The organism is Stutzerimonas degradans (assembly GCF_024448505.1).
GTDB classification, from domain to species: domain Bacteria; phylum Pseudomonadota; class Gammaproteobacteria; order Pseudomonadales; family Pseudomonadaceae; genus Stutzerimonas; species Stutzerimonas degradans.
The window spans coordinates 73,058-88,895 of sequence record NZ_JAMOHV010000015.1; the positions used below are offsets into that span (position 1 = coordinate 73,058).

Annotated in this window: 15 protein-coding genes; 6 read left to right on the plus strand and 9 right to left on the minus strand. The window is 63.5% G+C overall.

Translation table 11 applies throughout. The features are described 5' to 3' along the window. Window positions 1–2: 2 nt before the first annotated feature. The 5 genes from carA to grpE form a co-directional block, all read right to left on the minus strand. On the minus strand, window positions 3–1,151 hold the full coding sequence (gene carA / locus NAV27_RS16880; protein ID WP_102829533.1) for a glutamine-hydrolyzing carbamoyl-phosphate synthase small subunit: 1,149 nt from the start codon (window positions 1,149–1,151) through the stop codon (window positions 3–5). 216 nt (window positions 1,152–1,367) lie between these two features. Then, on the minus strand, window positions 1,368–2,174 hold the full coding sequence (gene dapB / locus NAV27_RS16885) for a 4-hydroxy-tetrahydrodipicolinate reductase (protein WP_102829532.1): 807 nt from the start codon (window positions 2,172–2,174) through the stop codon (window positions 1,368–1,370). 70 nt (window positions 2,175–2,244) lie between these two features. Beyond that, window positions 2,245–3,372: a molecular chaperone DnaJ gene (gene dnaJ / locus NAV27_RS16890; RefSeq protein ID WP_102829531.1), complete on the minus strand. Its 1,128-nt coding sequence runs from the start codon at window positions 3,370–3,372 to the stop codon at window positions 2,245–2,247. A gap of 122 nt (window positions 3,373–3,494) precedes the next feature. Beyond that, complete coding sequence (gene dnaK, locus NAV27_RS16895) at window positions 3,495–5,408, minus strand: molecular chaperone DnaK (protein ID WP_102829530.1); 1,914 nt, start codon at window positions 5,406–5,408, stop codon at window positions 3,495–3,497. A 97-nt stretch (window positions 5,409–5,505) separates the two neighbouring features. Next, window positions 5,506–6,069: a nucleotide exchange factor GrpE gene (gene grpE, locus NAV27_RS16900; protein WP_008568964.1), complete on the minus strand. Its 564-nt coding sequence runs from the start codon at window positions 6,067–6,069 to the stop codon at window positions 5,506–5,508. 216 nt (window positions 6,070–6,285) lie between these two features. Here grpE and recN point away from each other — a divergent pair, with 216 nt between their 5' ends. Then, the gene (gene recN / locus NAV27_RS16905; RefSeq protein WP_102829529.1) at window positions 6,286–7,959 is read left to right on the plus strand and encodes a DNA repair protein RecN; all 1,674 of its coding nucleotides are present in this window, start codon (window positions 6,286–6,288) and stop codon (window positions 7,957–7,959) included. Between the two features lie 65 nt (window positions 7,960–8,024). Here recN and fur read toward each other — a convergent pair whose 3' ends face one another. Next, window positions 8,025–8,429 (minus strand): ferric iron uptake transcriptional regulator, encoded by a 405-nt coding sequence (gene fur / locus NAV27_RS16910; RefSeq protein WP_054095283.1) that lies wholly within the window; start codon window positions 8,427–8,429, stop codon window positions 8,025–8,027. Window positions 8,430–8,525: 96 nt separating this feature from the next. On the opposite strand from fur, the gene NAV27_RS16915 reads away from it, so the two are divergent. Next, on the plus strand, window positions 8,526–9,047 hold the full coding sequence (locus NAV27_RS16915) for an outer membrane protein assembly factor BamE (protein ID WP_043298172.1): 522 nt from the start codon (window positions 8,526–8,528) through the stop codon (window positions 9,045–9,047). A 30-nt stretch (window positions 9,048–9,077) separates the two neighbouring features. Here the strand turns inward: NAV27_RS16915 and NAV27_RS16920 are convergent, their stop codons facing one another. Further along, window positions 9,078–9,410 (minus strand): RnfH family protein, encoded by a 333-nt coding sequence (locus tag NAV27_RS16920; protein ID WP_077681983.1) that lies wholly within the window; start codon window positions 9,408–9,410, stop codon window positions 9,078–9,080. Beyond that, window positions 9,403–9,837, minus strand: coding sequence for a type II toxin-antitoxin system RatA family toxin (locus NAV27_RS16925; protein WP_008568970.1), 435 nt, complete (start codon window positions 9,835–9,837; stop codon window positions 9,403–9,405). The genes NAV27_RS16920 and NAV27_RS16925 overlap by 8 nt, the downstream gene beginning before the upstream one ends. 198 nt (window positions 9,838–10,035) lie before the next feature. On the opposite strand from NAV27_RS16925, the gene smpB reads away from it, so the two are divergent. Then, window positions 10,036–10,518, plus strand: a complete 483-nt coding sequence (gene smpB, locus NAV27_RS16930; RefSeq protein WP_003293251.1) for an SsrA-binding protein SmpB — start codon at window positions 10,036–10,038, stop codon at window positions 10,516–10,518. Window positions 10,519–10,570: 52 nt separating this feature from the next. On the opposite strand, the gene NAV27_RS16935 is transcribed toward smpB, so the two are convergent. Continuing rightward, a complete protein-coding gene (locus NAV27_RS16935) occupies window positions 10,571–11,362 on the minus strand; it encodes a GntR family transcriptional regulator (protein ID WP_037020250.1) in 792 nt (263 codons plus the stop codon). A 285-nt stretch (window positions 11,363–11,647) separates the two neighbouring features. Here NAV27_RS16935 and NAV27_RS16940 point away from each other — a divergent pair, with 285 nt between their 5' ends. From NAV27_RS16940 to NAV27_RS16950, 3 genes are all read left to right on the plus strand, one after another. After that, the gene (locus NAV27_RS16940; protein WP_102829528.1) at window positions 11,648–13,342 is read left to right on the plus strand and encodes an L-lactate permease; all 1,695 of its coding nucleotides are present in this window, start codon (window positions 11,648–11,650) and stop codon (window positions 13,340–13,342) included. Between the two features lie 96 nt (window positions 13,343–13,438). Then, window positions 13,439–14,260: a (Fe-S)-binding protein gene (locus NAV27_RS16945; RefSeq protein WP_102829527.1), complete on the plus strand. Its 822-nt coding sequence runs from the start codon at window positions 13,439–13,441 to the stop codon at window positions 14,258–14,260. Next, window positions 14,257–15,717 (plus strand): LutB/LldF family L-lactate oxidation iron-sulfur protein, encoded by a 1,461-nt coding sequence (locus tag NAV27_RS16950; RefSeq protein WP_102829526.1) that lies wholly within the window; start codon window positions 14,257–14,259, stop codon window positions 15,715–15,717. Before NAV27_RS16945 ends, NAV27_RS16950 begins: the two co-directional genes overlap by 4 nt. Window positions 15,718–15,838: the final 121 nt, after the last annotated feature.

The following is a 15,838-nucleotide window of genomic DNA, read 5'->3' on the forward strand; positions in this document are numbered from 1 at the left end:
CCTCAGCGCAGCTCGGCCATTGCCGCGATGAAGCGGTCGAACAGCGGCGCCACATCGTGCGGGCCCGGGCTGGCTTCCGGGTGACCCTGGAAGCTGAACGCGACCTTATCGGTGCGTTCGATGCCCTGCAGCGTGCCGTCGAACAGCGACTTGTGGGTGGCGCGCAGATTGGCCGGCAGACTGGCCTCATCCACCGCAAAACCGTGGTTCTGGCTGGTGATCATCACCGCACCACTGTCTAGATCCTGCACCGGATGGTTGGCGCCGTGGTGGCCGTTCGGCATCTTCATCGTCCGGGCGCCGGATGCCAGAGCCAGCAACTGATGGCCCAGGCAGATGCCGAACACCGGGATATCGGTCTCGAGGATTTCCTGGATCGCCTTGATCGCGTAGTCGCACGGCTCGGGGTCACCCGGGCCGTTGGCTAGGAAGATACCGTCCGGATTGAGCGCCAGGGCTTCGCTTGCCGGCGTCTGCGCCGGCAGTACGGTCACGCGGCAACCGCGCGCGACCAGCATGCGCAGGATGTTCAGCTTGACGCCATAGTCATACGCCACCACGTGGTAGGGCAGCTCCGCGGCGGGAATTTCCGGGTGGCTATCGGTCTTCAGCTCCCACACGCTGGAACGCCACTCGTAGCGCTCGGTGGTGCTGACCACCTTGGCCAGGTCCATGCCCTTCAGGCCCGGGAAGCTGCGCGCCAGTTCCAGCGCCTTCTCTTCGGTGGCGTCCGCGCCGGCCAGGATGCAGCCATCCTGGGCGCCTTTCTCGCGCAGGATGCGGGTAAGCCGGCGGGTATCGATGCCGGCGATGGCGACAGTGCCGTTGGCCTTCAGATAGTCAGGCAGCGACTGCTTGTTACGCCAGTTGCTGGCCAGCAGCGGCAGGTCACGAATGACCAGACCGGCCGCCCATACCTGACGGGCCTCGGCATCTTCCGGCGTGGTGCCGGTGTTGCCGACATGCGGATAGGTCAACGTGACGATCTGCTTGGCGTAGGAAGGATCGGTGAGGATTTCCTGATAGCCGGTCATGGCGGTGTTGAAGACCACCTCGCCAATGGTTTGCCCATCGGCGCCGATGGATTCGCCGCGAAAGATGCTGCCATCGGCTAGGGCCAGAATGGCTGGCGTAGTGGCTGGCTTAGTCAAGAGACCTCCCGTAGATCAAGGCTGGAGCAGACGCAGATTGTAAAAAAGCGGGATGACGTGTGAAGGTCATCCCGCTTTTTATTTGATTCATTTCTGCGCAACTTTTAGTGGACACACTAAAGCGGGAAGCTTACAGAAAATCCCCTTTCCGGTCCAGCCAATATCGCCCGCAAGCCGAGCGTGAACAGACAGGACGACTTCCGTAGGCGCAGAAACTCACTTGAGACCCAGCACATCCTGCATATCGTAGAGCCCTGCGGGCCGGCCCTCCAGCCAGAGCGCAGCGCGTACCGCGCCCTTGGCGAAGGTCATGCGACTGGAAGCCTTGTGCGTGATCTCCACCCGCTCACCATCGGCGGCGAACAGCACGGTGTGATCGCCCACCACGTCACCGGCGCGCACCGTGGCGAAGCCGATGGTCTCGCGCTTACGCGCACCGGTCTGGCCTTCGCGACCGTATACGGCGACCTTCTGCAGATCACGGCCGAGCGCCTCAGCCACCACCTCCCCCATGCGCAGCGCGGTGCCCGACGGCGCGTCCACCTTGTGCCGGTGATGTGCCTCGATGATCTCGATGTCGACCTCGTCGCCCAGCACCCGTGCCGCGGTATCCAGCAGCTTGAGGCAGAGGTTTACGCCAACGCTGAAGTTCGCAGCGAAGACGATGGGAATCTCCTTGGCCGCGGCAGCCAGACGCTCTTTCTCCTCCGGCGAAAAGCCGGTGGTGCCGATCACCATGGCCTTGCCGGCGCGCCGACAGACTTCCAGATTCTTCAGCGTCGCCGAAGGATGGGTAAAGTCGATCACCACATCGAACTCGTCCACCGCCCGCGCCAGATCGCCGCTGAGCGGCACGCCAAGACGACCGATCGCCGCCAGCTCTCCCGCGTCGGCACCGACCAGGGTGCTGTCCGGCCGATCCACCGCTGCCGTCAGTCCGGCGGCGCCCGCCGTCTGCTGCACCGCCTCGATCAGGGTCTTGCCCATGCGCCCGGCGGCGCCCATCACTGCAATACGTCGCATAGCATCAGCTCCAAGCTGCAAGCCCCAAGCGGCAGGCGACCTCATCTAGGCCGCTTGCCGCCTGCAGCGATCAAACATCACCAAAAAAGCGCTTCACGCCCTCGAACCAGCCACTGGCCTTCGGCGAGTGGGATGTATCGCCCTGCAGCGTGCCGCGGAACTCCTCGAGCAGCTCGCGCTGACGTTTGCTCAGATTGACCGGCGTCTCGACCACCACCCGGCACATCAGATCGCCGGCGCCGCCGCCACGCACCGGCGCCACGCCCTTGCCGCGCAGGCGGAACTGCTTGCCGGTCTGCGTGCCCTCGGGAATCTTCAGCTTGACCCGACCATCGAGTGTCGGCACTTCCAGCTCGCCGCCGAGCGCCGCATCGGCGAAGCTGATCGGCACTTCACAGTACAGATGCTTGCCGTCGCGCTGGAAGATCTGGTGCTCACGCACGTTGACCACCACATACAGGTCGCCCGCCGGCCCGCCCTGAGTGCCGGCCTCGCCTTCGCCGGTCAGACGGATACGGTCGCCGGTATCGACACCCGCCGGCACCTTGACCGACAGCGTCTTCTGCTCTTCCACCCGTCCCTGACCGTGGCAGCTGCCGCACGGATCGGAAATCATCTTGCCGCTGCCGTGGCAGCGCGGGCAGGTCTGCTGCACCGAGAAGAAGCCCTGCTGCATGCGCACCTGGCCGATACCGCCGCAGGTGGTACAGGTCACCGGACTGGTGCCCTTCTTCGCACCGGAACCATCGCAAGTCTTGCACTCGACCAGCGTCGGCACGCGAATGGTGACCGTGGTGCCGCGCACCGCCTCTTCCAGATCCAGCTCCAGGGTGTAGCGCAGGTCGCTGCCACGCTGAGCGCCGCCGCGCGAAGCGCCGCGCGCGCCGCCGAAGAAGTCGCTGAACACGTCGCCGAAGATGTCGGAGAAATTGGCGCCACCGTAGCCAGCGCCTGCGCCGGCCCCCATCTGCGGATCGACACCGGCATGGCCGTACTGGTCGTACGCCGCGCGCTTGCTCGCATCGGAGAGCACTTCGTAGGCTTCGTTGGCTTCCTTGAAAGCCTCCTCGGCCGCCTTGTCACCCGGATTGCGGTCTGGGTGATACTTCATCGCAAGGCGACGGTAGGCTTTCTTCAGCTCCGCCTCGCTGGCGCCGCGCTCGACACCCAGCACCTCGTAAAAATCACGTTTGGCCATATGTTTCCTGAACCCTCAAATTCGTGCCCTCCAGACACGCCGACGCGGGAGCAAGCCCCCGCGCAGCGGTTACGCCCGCCCGGCCGAAGCCAGAACGGGCTGGAGCGGAAGCAAGCCGGGGCTTACTTGTTGTCCTTGACCTCTTCGAACTCGGCATCGACCACATCGTCGCCCGCCTGGTCCTTGTCCGCGGCCGGCTGACCTTCGGCGCCCTGCGGCTGCTCGGCATACATCTTCTGCGCCAGCGGCGTGGAGGCCTGGGAGACCGCCGCGATCTTGGCCTCGATCTCGGCCTTGTCGTCGCCCTTGATCGCCAGCTCCAGTTCTCCGATGGCCTTCTCGATGGCCGTCTTGTCGTCGGCACTGGCCTTGTCACCGGCCTCGGTCAGCATCTTGCGAGTGGCGTGGACCAGCTGATCGCCCTGGTTGCGAGCGGTCGCCAGCTCCTCGAATTTGCGGTCTTCCTCGGCGTTGGCCTCGGCGTCACGCACCATTTGCTCGATCTCTTCCTCGGACAGACCGGAGTTGGCCTTGATCACGATCGACTGCTGCTTGCCGGTGGCCTTGTCCTTGGCGGACACGTGCAGGATGCCGTTGGCGTCGATGTCGAAGGTGACCTCGATCTGCGGCATGCCGCGCGGTGCCGGCGGAATGTCGGCCAGATCGAAGCGGCCCAGCGACTTGTTCTGCGCCGCCTGCTTACGCTCACCCTGCAGCACGTGAATGGTCACGGCGCTCTGGTTGTCGTCGGCAGTGGAGAACACCTGCGATTTCTTGGTCGGGATGGTGGTGTTCTTCTCGATCAGCGCGGTCATCACGCCACCAAGGGTTTCGATACCCAAGGTCAGCGGCGACACGTCGAGCAGCAGCACGTCCTTGACGTCGCCGGCCAGCACCGCGCCCTGAATGGCGGCACCCATCGCGACGGCTTCATCCGGGTTGACGTCCTTGCGTGCTTCCTTGCCGAAGAACTCGGCGACCTTCTGCTGCACCAGCGGCATACGGGTCTGACCGCCGACCAGGATCACGTCGTCGATCTTCGACACGTCGATACCGGCATCCTTCAGCGCGATGCGGCACGGCTCGATGGTGCGCTCGACCAGATCTTCGACCAGCGACTCCAGTTTGGCGCGGGAGATCTTCACGTTCAGGTGCTTCGGACCGGACGCATCGGCGGTGATATACGGCAGGTTGACGTCGGTCTGCTGGCTGGAGGACAGCTCGATCTTGGCCTTCTCGGCAGCTTCCTTCAGGCGCTGCATGGCCAGCGGATCGCCCTTGAGGTTCATGCCGGTTTCTTTCTTGAACTCCTCGACGAGGTAGTCGATCAGGCGGATATCGAAGTCCTCACCACCGAGGAAGGTGTCACCGTTGGTAGCCAGCACTTCGAACTGATGCTCACCATCGACCTCGGCGATCTCGATCACCGACACGTCGAAGGTACCGCCGCCCAGGTCATAGACGATCACGGTGTGGTCGCCCTTGGCCTTGTCCATGCCGTAGGCCAGCGCCGCCGCGGTCGGCTCGTTGATGATGCGCTTGACGTCCAGACCGGCGATGCGACCGGCGTCCTTGGTGGCCTGGCGCTGGCTGTCGTTGAAGTACGCCGGCACGGTGATGACCGCCTCGGTGACCGACTCGCCCAGGTAGTCCTCGGCGGTCTTCTTCATCTTCTTCAGCACTTCGGCGGAAATCTGCGGCGGTGCCATCTTCTGGCCCTTCACTTCCACCCAGGCGTCGCCGTTGTCGGCCTTGACGATGTTGTACGGCACCATCTTGATGTCTTTCTGCACAACGTCTTCTTCGAAGCGACGGCCGATCAGACGCTTGACTGCATACAGGGTGTTCTGCGGGTTGGTGACCGCTTGACGCTTGGCGGACTGACCGACGAGGGTCTCGCCATCATTGGTGTACGCGATGATCGACGGAGTGGTACGGCCGCCTTCGGCGTTCTCGATGACCTTGACGTTGCCGTTTTCCAGAATGGAGACGCAGGAGTTGGTGGTCCCCAGGTCGATACCGATGATTTTGCCCATTTAATCTCTCTCCCGAATTTCGATTGGTCCGCGCCTGTTTACCGGCTGCGGTAACACAAAAACGCTTGGCTACCAGATGGGGGTTGCCTGCCCGAATTCAAGCCTGCTCGTCGATCGAAGGCACCGCTTGCGAAGGCGCCTTGCTCACCACGACCATCGCCGGGCGCAACAAACGGCCATTGAGCAGGTAGCCCTTCTGGAACACCTTGAGCACGCTGCCTGGCTCGGCATGGGTGCTCTCTTCCATCGCCATTGCCTGGTGGTGCTCCGGATTGAACGGCTCGCCATGCGGATCGATCTGCGTCAGCTGATGGCGCGCCAGCGTGTCGAGCAGCAGCTTGAGCGTCAGCTCCAGCCCCTCGCGCACCGACTTGACCGCCTCATCGTCCGGCTTCGACAGCTCGAGGCCGCGCTCCAGACTGTCGGCGACCGCCAGCAGATCGCCGGCGAACTTTTCCAGCGCAAACTTGTGGGCCTTCTCCACATCCTGCTCGGCACGCCGGCGAATGTTCTGCAGTTCAGCCGCCACCCGCAGCGACTGATCCTGGGCGGCCGCCAACTGCTCTTCGAGCGACTGCACGCGGGCCGCCAGATCGTCGCTGGCAGCGGCCTGATCCTGCTCGTCAAAGGTCTGGTTTTCCAGGTTCTGCTCGTCGGCCATGCGTCCTCCTTATCTCGATACGATTGCGGGCGACCGCCCGCGCTTGTGCCGCTATATGGGGGCACCCTCGCACGGTTCAAGGGCAGGTCGCGCCGACACCGACATGGCGCACGCCGACCAATCGCGCACCGCACACACCACAATCCGTCGGGGCGTATTGTGGACGCCCCAAAAAGCACTGTATAAATAGCCAGCCTCACAACCCGGAGCGCCACCATGCTGGTTCATCTTTCGGTTCACAACTACGCCATCGTCGAACACCTGGACCTCGAACTGAAACGCGGTATGAGCGTGATCAGCGGCGAAACCGGTGCGGGCAAATCGATCATGCTCGACGCCCTCGGTCTCGCTTTGGGCGACCGTGCCGACAGCAGCGTGGTGCGCCTGGGCGCCGACAAGGCGGACATTCTCGCCAGCTTCGACCTGGACGACATTCCCGACGCCCGCGCCTGGCTCGCCGAACGCGACCTGGACAACGACGGCCCATGCATCCTGCGCCGGGTCATCACCGCCGAGGGGCGCTCGCGCGGCTACATCAACGGTTCGCCCTGTCCGCAAGGCGACCTCAAGGCGCTCGGCGAACTGCTGATCGACATCCACAGCCAGCATGAGCACCAATCGCTGCTCAAACCCGACACCCACCGACGCCTGCTCGACGAATACAGCGCCAGCCAGGAACTCGCCCGCCAGGTGCAGCTCGCGGCCCAGCGCTGGCGCCAGACGCAACAGGCGCTCGAACGGCTGAGCAACAGCAGCGACGAGCAACGCGCGCGCCAGCAGTTGCTCAGCTATCAACTCGAAGAACTGGAAAACCTTGCACTCGCCGAGGGTGAACTCGAACAGCTGGAACAGGAGCACAAGAACCTCGCCAACGCTGGCCAGCTGCTTGACGCCTGTCGCCAGGTGACGGAACTGTGCAGCGAGAGCGACGCCGGTAACGTGCTCTCTGCACTGACCTCAAGCCTGCAGCGCCTGGCCGCGTTCCAGAATCACGCCGGGGCGCTCGGCGAGGCCGTTAACCTGCTGGCCAGCGCGCAGATCCAGGTCGAGGAGGCGGTCGGCGAACTCAATCGTTTCGTCGATCATTTCGATGCCGATCCCCAGCGCCAGCAAGCGCTGGAAGAACGTCTGGATACCATCTATACGCTGGCCCGCAAGCACCGCGTGCAGCCTGCCGAACTGGTCGCGCTGCAGCAGCGCCTGCTGGACGAACTGGAAGGCCTGAACGCGGACGACGAAGCCATCGAGCGGCTGGGCGAGGAGCTGGCGGCCTATGCTCGCCACTACGAGGAAAAAGCCACGGACCTGAGCCGCATCCGCCAGGCGGCGGCCGGGGAACTGTCGCTCGCCGTGGAAGCCGAAATCCAGCGCCTGGGCATGCCCGGCGGACGCTTCAGCGTGACGCTGAAACCGGTCGCCGAGGGCGACTACCCGCCCTACGGCTTCGAGCAGGTGGAATTTCTCGTCAGTGCCAACCCCGGCCAGCCGCTACGCCCGCTGGCCAAGGTCGCCTCGGGTGGCGAACTGTCGCGCATCAGCCTGGCGATTCAGGTCATCACCGCGCAGACCTCGCGCGTACCGACGCTGGTCTTCGATGAAGTGGATGTCGGTATCGGCGGCCCAACCGCGGAGATCGTCGGCCACCTACTGCGTCGGCTCGGCGAGCGCGGCCAGGTGCTGACCGTGACCCACCTGCCCCAGGTCGCTGCCCAAGGCCACCACCATCTGTTCGTGCACAAGGCCCGCGACAGCGAACAGACGCGCACCGCCGTCGCCGAACTGCATGGCCGCGGCCGCATCGAGGAAATCGCGCGCATGCTCGGTGGCGTCGACCTCACCGAGCAGTCATTGGCACACGCACAGCAAATGGTCACGGCAGCACAGGCCTGACCGCAGATACGCCACGCATGAAAAAGGCGACTCGAGAGTCGCCTTTTTCACTTCGCCGAAGGAGTTCAGCCCTTCTTACGTACGTAGAGCACCAGATTATGATCGACCAGCTCATAACCATGACGCTTGACGATCTCTTTCTGCAGCTTCTCAATTTCCTGATCGAAGAATTCGATGACCTCGCCACTGTCGACGCAGACCATATGGTCGTGGTGACCGCTATCGGCCAATTCGAATACGGCGTGCCCGCCATCGAAGTTGTGGCGAACCACCAGCCCCGCGGCCTCGAACTGCGTCAGCACGCGATAGACCGTCGCCAATCCGACGTCTTCACCCGCCTCCATGAGCGCCTTGTAGACATCTTCCGCACTCATGTGCCGCTGATCCGCGGTATCCAGCATCTGCAGGATCTTGACCCGAGGCAGGGTGACTTTCAGACCAACTTTTCGTAGTTCGTTATTTTCAACCATGGGTGGCTTTCTCGCTGCTGCTGTTTCGCAGCCTCCTTCAATGCAGGTATGATCCGGGTTTCGTTGCCCAGCCAAGATAGTGGAAGTCACCCACCGATGCAAAACACCAAGCTCATGCTGACCAGCCTCACGCTCGTGGGCTTGTTCGCAATCGCCGGTTGTTCTTTTCCCGGGGTTTACAAGGTCGATATTCAACAGGGCAATGTCGTCACGCAGGACATGATAGACCAGTTGCGCCCCGGGATGACCCGCAAGCAGGTGCGCTTCATCATGGGCAACCCGCTGATCACCGACACCTTCCACGCCAATCGCTGGGACTATCTGTACAGCATCCAGCCCGGCGGCAGCGTCCGGCAGCAGGAGCGCGTAAGCCTGGTGTTCGACGGCAGCGACCAACTGGTCGGCCTGGCCGGCGACTTCATGCCGGGCGTCAGCCGCGACGAAGCCATTCTGGGCACCTCGTCGACCACCACCCAGACTCCTGCCGAGCGCGACAACAAGCCGCAACAGACGCAGGAGAAACCCGCGCCGGGCTCGCTGCTGGAACAGATCCAGCGCGAAGTCGATGCCGCCGAGCCGGTGCCGGTGCCGATTCCCGAGCCTCTCGACGTCGAGTGATAAAAAAAGCCCGGTTCATACCGGGCTTTTTTATTCCTTCATTTCGGTCTCGGCGTCGTCGCTTTTGCTCTTCGCCGCACGAGCGGCGCGCTGCTTGCGCACCTCTTTCGGATCAGCAATCAATGGCCGATAGATTTCCACCCGCTCACCATCCTCCAGCACTCGCTCATCCGGCTTGGCCACGGCTTTACCGAATATACCCAGCGGTGCATTCGCCAAATCCAGGCCCGGAAAGAACGCCTCCATTCCTGACCCCAGCGCCGCGTCGCGGACGGTGGTTCCGGCCGGCACGGTCAGGCGCAGCAGTTTCTGCTTGTCGGCCAGGGCGTAAACCACCTCGATCGCGACTACCGGCTTATCCATATAGTTGTTTAGCTCGCTCGCAGAACGCATCGACCAAGGTATTGGCCGCCTGATTGAACAGCGGGCCCAGCGTCGCCTTCACCAGCGGACCGGCATAGTCGAAGGTCAGATCGAGGCTTATTTTGCAGGCTTTCTCGCCGAGCGCCTTGAATTCCCAGATGCCGTGTAGATGACTGAACGGCCCTTCCTCCAGCGTCATCTCGATGCGCTTGCCGGCCTGCAACTCATTGCGCGTCATGAACTTCTGGCTGAGGCCCGCCTTGGCCACGGTCATGCTGGCATGCATCTGCGTGGCGCTGCTGGCCAGCACCTCGGTCGCCGAGCACCAGGGCAGGAATTGCGGATAGCTGGCCACGTCGTTGACCATGTCGAACAGCGCGCCTGCCGGGTACGGCAACAGCGCCGATCGTTGAATATGCGTCGTCATGCAGACCTTCTACTTCTTCATGCGCCAGAAGCGCGACCCGCCGGACCGTCACACAGGAAAGCCGGACTCCCCCGCACCACGGCGCGCGCAAAAAACCGATACATTGTCAGGGATAAGCACGCGCCCCTCAAGTTTCCTGCCGCAACGCCGCCGCTGCTTGTCGCCAGCCGCGATGCGACTGCCTATAATGCGCGCCCTATGGCCAAACAGAAGAAACAGTCCCCCGGGACCATCGCGCTGAACAAGAAGGCGCTACACGATTACTTCATCGAGCAGAAGTTCGAGGCCGGCCTCGTTCTGGCTGGCTGGGAAGTGAAAAGCATGCGCGCCGGCAAGGCGCAGCTGGTCGACAGCTACGTGCTGCTCAAGGACGGCGAGGCCTGGCTGATGGGCGCGCATATAACGCCGCTGACCAGCGCCAGCACCCACGTGATTGCCGATCCGACCCGCACCCGCAAGCTGCTGCTGAACAAGCGCGAGCTGGGCAAGCTGTTCGGTGCGGTACAGCAGAAGGGCTACGCCTGCGTGGCGCTGTCGCTGTACTGGAAGAAGCACATGATCAAGTGCGAAATCGCCCTCGCCAAGGGCAAGAAGGAATTCGACAAGCGCCACACCGAGAAGGAGCGCGACTCCGATCGCGAGATCCAGCGAGCGATGCGCACCAAGGGCAAGGACGACTGAGCCTCTCCCCGGTCGAAGCCCCCGTCGCGCGCCCAGAAGGCGCGCCGAACATTCAAGCCTTGTGACCGATCACGCTCCGATCACCGTGTCGACGCTGCGCGCGCGCCAGGCGCTGGGCTTCCTGCTGCCCCTCCGCAAGCACCTCCTGCACATAGTTGATGTGCCGATGAATCACTTCACGCGCCTCGCTGGCGCGCCGGGCCATGATCGCCTCGTACAGCTCACGATGCTGACGCAACAGCATGTCCCGGGTTTCATCCCGTAAGGCGTACATGCCGCCGATGTTGGTCACCACATTGCGCTTGAGCAGATCGAACAGGCCGCGAATCGTATGCAACAGCACGGCGTTGTGGCTGGCTTCGGCAATGGCCAGATGAAACTGCGCGTCGGCAGCCCCCTCTTCGGCCCGGGTCACCGTGCCCTCGCGGTCATAGCAGTCCTGCAGAGCCATAAACGCTTCGGTCAGACGCTGCTGATCCACCTCGGTAGCGCGCAAGGCTGCGTAGTAGGCGCAACTGCCTTCCAGCGTGTGACGAAACTCCAGCAGGTCCCGCTGAGCATCACGATTGTTTTCCAGTAGATGCAGCAACGGATCGCTGAAGGTTGAGCCCAACGACTCGGCAACGAAGTTCCCGCCGCCGTGGCGACTGATCAGCAGCCCCTTGGCCGCCAGCTTCTGAATCGCCTCGCGCAGCGAGGGCCGCGACACGCCGAACTGCTCGGCCAGCGCACGTTCGGCGGGCAGCCGCTCACCAGCCTTGAGCGTGCCCTCCAGAATCATCGTTTCCAGTTGCGCAACGATGTCATCAGCCAGCCGCCGCTGGCGCACCACTCCAACTTCCATCGCGGCTCGCTCTCGATTGGTTTGACCACTTTAAGAATCGTCTCAGCCTAACGATCACGGAAAGGCCCCGCAACATTGCCGCGTACTACCAATGTCTAAAGTTGGCGAATTGACGCACTCGCGCGCGAGCTCTTACGCTGGCATCTCGCAACTGTAAATTGGTATTACCACTTTACATCGCGCATCCCAACAAGAAGAGGTGCACTCCAATGACGCCGTATCGAATCCGCCAATTGCCGCTTGCCGGCCCCCTCCAGCGCCTCGTGACGGCGGGAGTCTGAATCCATGTCAAACGGTCTTCTCGCGTTCTTCGCCTTCTCCCCCATTCTGCTTGCCGCCGTCCTGCTGATCGGCCTGCGCTGGCCGGCCAAGCGCGCCATGCCGCTGGTGTACCTGCTCACTGCGGGTATTGCACTGTATATCTGGGACATGAGCTTCAACCGCGTACTCGCCTCGACCGTACAAGGTCTGGTGATCACCGCGGGCGTTCTGTGGATCATCTTCGGCGCGATCCTGCTGCTCAATACGCTCAAGCACTCCGGCGGCATCACCGCCATCCGCGCTGGTTTTACCACTATCAGCCCTGATCGCCGCATCCAGGCCATCATCATCGCCTGGCTGTTCGGCTGCTTCATCGAAGGCGCCTCCGGCTTCGGTACGCCGGCTGCCATCGCCGCACCGCTGCTGGTCGCCATCGGTTTCCCAGCCCTGGCTGCGGTCATCCTCGGCATGCTGGTGCAATCGACGCCGGTTTCCTTCGGCGCCGTCGGCACGCCGATCATCATCGGCATCAACGGTGGTCTGGACACCGCTACGCTCGGCACCCAACTGACTGCCCAAGGCTCCAGCTGGGCAGCGTTCCTGCAACTGATCACCAGTGAAGTGGCGATTCTCCACGCGCTGACCGGCACCATCATGCCGCTGATCATGGTGCTGATGCTGACCCGCTTCTTCGGCAAAGAAAAAAGCTGGAAGGCCGGCTTCGAGGTACTGCCGTTCGCCATCTTCGGCGGCCTGGCCTTCACCTTGCCCTACGTCGCCACCGGCCTCTTTCTCGGACCGGAGTTCCCCTCCCTGCTGGGCGGCTTGATCGGCCTGGCCATCGTCACCAGCGCCGCGCGCGTCGGATTCCTGGTGCCGAAGAAGTCCTGGGATTTCGCTGATGCCAAAGACTGGCCGAGCGAGTGGCTCGGTAGCATCGAGATGAAGCTCGAGGACCTGACCGCCAAGCCGATGAGCACCTTCCGCGCCTGGCTGCCTTACGTGCTGGTCGGCGCGCTGCTGGTGATCAGCCGCACCATTCCGGAAGTCGGCGCCTTCATGAAGTCCATCGTGCTGGTGTTCCCGGATATCCTCGGCGAGGCCGGCATCAAGGCCGACTTCATGCCGCTGTACCTGCCGGGCGGCATCTTGGTCGCCGTGGTTCTCGCCACCTTCTTCCTGCACGGCATGAAGGTTCGCGAGCTGGCCGCCGCCGTTGGCGAATCGAGCAAGGTGCTGGTCGGCGCCGGCTTCGTCCTGCTGTTCACCGTGCCGATGGTGCGCATCCTGATCAACTCCGGCGTCAACACCGCAGAACTGGCGAGCATGCCGATCACCATGGCGCGCTACGTGGCCGATAGCGTGGGCTCGGTCTATCCGCTGCTGGCGCCAAGCATCGGTGCTCTGGGCGCCTTCATCGCCGGCTCCAATACCGTCAGCAACATGATGCTCAGCCAGTTCCAGTTTGGCGTCGCGCAGAACCTCGGCATCTCCGGCGCACTGATCGTCGCCGCTCAGGCGGTAGGCGCTGCGGCGGGCAACATGGTGGCGATCCACAACGTCGTCGCTGCCTCCGCTACAGTGGGACTGCTCGGTCGCGAAGGAACTACGCTTCGCAAGACGGTATGGCCGACGCTGTACTACGTTCTGGTCTCGGGCCTGCTGACGCTGATTGCGATCTACGTGATCGGCGTGACCGACCCGCTGGTCGGAGTGTGATTCAACCGTGAAGTCTTGCCCCGCCTTACGCGGGGCAAGAGCGTTTCCAACATCCCGCAGTTTGCGGATAACCGGGCCCACCCGGAGACCAAGCCGATGAGCGAACTCTTCTACAACGCCGCGCCGAACGCCACCCGCGTCGCGCCGCCGCCGCCCAAGCCACGCGAGTACCCAGCCAAGCCGAGCCAGGTTTACCTGTTCGGTACCTGTGTGGTGGATCTGTTCTATCCCGAGGCTGGCCTGGATGCCATCCGTCTGCTCGAACGCGAAGGACTGACCGTGCACTACCCGCAGGGCCAGACCTGCTGCGGCCAGCCGGCCTACACCACCGGCTATACCGACGAAGCGCGTAAGGTCGCGCGCGCGCAGCTGGCGCTGTTCGCTAACGACTGGCCGGTGGTGGTGCCCTCCGGCTCCTGCGCCGGCATGCTGCGCCACCATTATCTGGAGCTGTTCAAGGACGAGCCGGAAACGCTCAAGAAGGCACAGGCACTGGCCGAGCGCACCTTCGAGCTGGCCGAGTTCCTGCTCAACGTCTGCCAGGTCGAGTTCAAGGACGCCGGCACACCGACCAAGGTCGCCCTGCACACCTCCTGCTCGGCCCGTCGCGAGATGAACACCCACCTGCACGGCCGCGCCCTGCTCGCCCAGCTGGGCCAGGTCGAGCGTGTCGAGCACGACCACGAAAGCGAATGCTGCGGCTTCGGCGGTACCTTCAGCGTACGCATGCCCGACATCTCCGGCGCCATGGTGCTGGACAAGACCCGCGCACTGAAGGAATCCGGCGCGCATCAGGTAGTCAGCGCCGACTGTGGCTGCCTGATGAACATCAACGGTTCGCTGGAGAAACAGCGTGAAGCCCTGCGCGGTCAGCATCTGGCGACCTTCCTCTGGCAACGCACCGGAGGTGCCCGATGAACGCCGAACAACGTATTCCCGCGATACAGATCGAGAACGCCGGCGACCCGGATTTCCGCGCCCGTGCCCGCAAGTCGCTGAAGGACGAGCAGCTGCGGCGCAACTTCCGCACCGCGATGGACTCGCTGATGACCAAGCGCGCCGCGGCGTTCAGCGATGCCGACGAACGCGAGCGGCTGCGCGAGATGGGCAACCATATCCGCGCCCGCGCACTGTCCAAGCTGCCCGAACTGCTCGAGCGGCTGGAAACCAACCTGACCCGCAACGGTGTGCACGTGCACTGGGCGGAGACGGTGGACGAGGCGAACAACATCGTCCTCGAGATCGCCCGTGCTCACGAGGCGCGACAAGTGATCAAGGGCAAATCGATGGTCAGCGAAGAGATGGAGATGAACCATTTCCTCGACGGCCATGGCATCGAATGCCTGGAATCGGACATGGGCGAGTACATCGTCCAGCTCGACCACGAGAAGCCTTCCCATATCATCATGCCGGCCATCCACAAGAACGCCGGCCAGGTCGCGTCCTTGTTCCACGAGAAACTTGGCGTGGAATACACCAAGGACGTCGACCAACTCATTCAGATCGGCCGCCGCACCCTGCGGCAGAAGTTCTTCGAGGCCGATATCGGCGTCTCCGGCGTGAACTTCGCGGTAGCCGAAACCGGCACCCTGCTGCTGGTGGAGAACGAAGGCAACGGCCGCATGAGCACCACCGTGCCGCCGGTGCACATCGCCGTCACCGGCATCGAGAAGGTGGTGGAGAATCTGCGTGATGTGGTCCCGCTGCTCTCCTTGCTGACCCGCTCCGCGCTGGGCCAGCCCATCACTACCTACGTCAACATGATCTCCGGCCCGCGCAAGGCCCATGAGCTGGATGGCCCGCAGGAAGTGCACCTGATCCTGCTGGACAACGGCCGCAGCCAGGCCTTCGCCGACAGCGAGCTGCGCCAGACGCTCAACTGCATCCGTTGCGGCGCCTGCATGAACCACTGCCCGGTGTACACCCGCGTCGGCGGCCACACCTACGGCGAGGTCTATCCCGGGCCGATCGGCAAGATCATCACGCCGCACATGGTCGGCCTGGACAAGGTGCCGGACCACCCCAGCGCCTCGTCGCTGTGTGGCGCCTGCGGCGAAGTCTGCCCGGTGAAGATTCCGATTCCGTCCATCCTGCGGCGCCTGCGCGAGGAGAACGTCAAGGCGCCGGACGATCCGCACAAAGTCATGCGCGGCCAGGGCAGCAAATACTCCAGGCAGGAACGGCTGATCTGGGCCGGCTGGCGCCTGCTCAATACCAGCCCGATGCTCTACCGCCTGTTCGGCTTCTTCGCCACCCGCCTGCGCGCGCTGACGCCATCGAACATCGGCCCCTGGACGCAGAACCACAGCGCACCGAAACCGGCCGCCCGCTCGCTGCACGAGCTGGCCAAGGCACACCTGGAGGGCAAGCGATGAGCCTCGACCGCTGCCGCCTCAACACCCGCGTGGACAAGGCTGCGCCGTTGTCCACCCTACGCCGGCCTGCGGGCTCCGTAGGGTGGAAAACAAGCGCAGCTTTTTTCCACCAACGTGCCGT

Coding starts and splice junctions, on each gene's coding strand:
- grpE (WP_008568964.1), bottom strand. CDS start 6,069: ATGGCCGACGAGCAGAACCTGGAAAACCAGACCTTTGACGAGCAGGAT.
- NAV27_RS16925 (WP_008568970.1), bottom strand. CDS start 9,837: ATGACGACGCATATTCAACGATCGGCGCTGTTGCCGTACCCGGCAGGC.
- NAV27_RS16950 (WP_102829526.1), top strand. CDS start 14,257: ATGAACGCCGAACAACGTATTCCCGCGATACAGATCGAGAACGCCGGC.
- dnaK (WP_102829530.1), bottom strand. CDS start 5,408: ATGGGCAAAATCATCGGTATCGACCTGGGGACCACCAACTCCTGCGTC.
- NAV27_RS16940 (WP_102829528.1), top strand. CDS start 11,648: ATGTCAAACGGTCTTCTCGCGTTCTTCGCCTTCTCCCCCATTCTGCTT.
- dnaJ (WP_102829531.1), bottom strand. CDS start 3,372: ATGGCCAAACGTGATTTTTACGAGGTGCTGGGTGTCGAGCGCGGCGCC.
- NAV27_RS16920 (WP_077681983.1), bottom strand. CDS start 9,410: ATGGATAAGCCGGTAGTCGCGATCGAGGTGGTTTACGCCCTGGCCGAC.
- NAV27_RS16915 (WP_043298172.1), top strand. CDS start 8,526: ATGCAAAACACCAAGCTCATGCTGACCAGCCTCACGCTCGTGGGCTTG.
- smpB (WP_003293251.1), top strand. CDS start 10,036: ATGGCCAAACAGAAGAAACAGTCCCCCGGGACCATCGCGCTGAACAAG.
- fur (WP_054095283.1), bottom strand. CDS start 8,429: ATGGTTGAAAATAACGAACTACGAAAAGTTGGTCTGAAAGTCACCCTG.
- NAV27_RS16935 (WP_037020250.1), bottom strand. CDS start 11,362: ATGGAAGTTGGAGTGGTGCGCCAGCGGCGGCTGGCTGATGACATCGTT.
- dapB (WP_102829532.1), bottom strand. CDS start 2,174: ATGCGACGTATTGCAGTGATGGGCGCCGCCGGGCGCATGGGCAAGACC.
- NAV27_RS16945 (WP_102829527.1), top strand. CDS start 13,439: ATGAGCGAACTCTTCTACAACGCCGCGCCGAACGCCACCCGCGTCGCG.
- recN (WP_102829529.1), top strand. CDS start 6,286: ATGCTGGTTCATCTTTCGGTTCACAACTACGCCATCGTCGAACACCTG.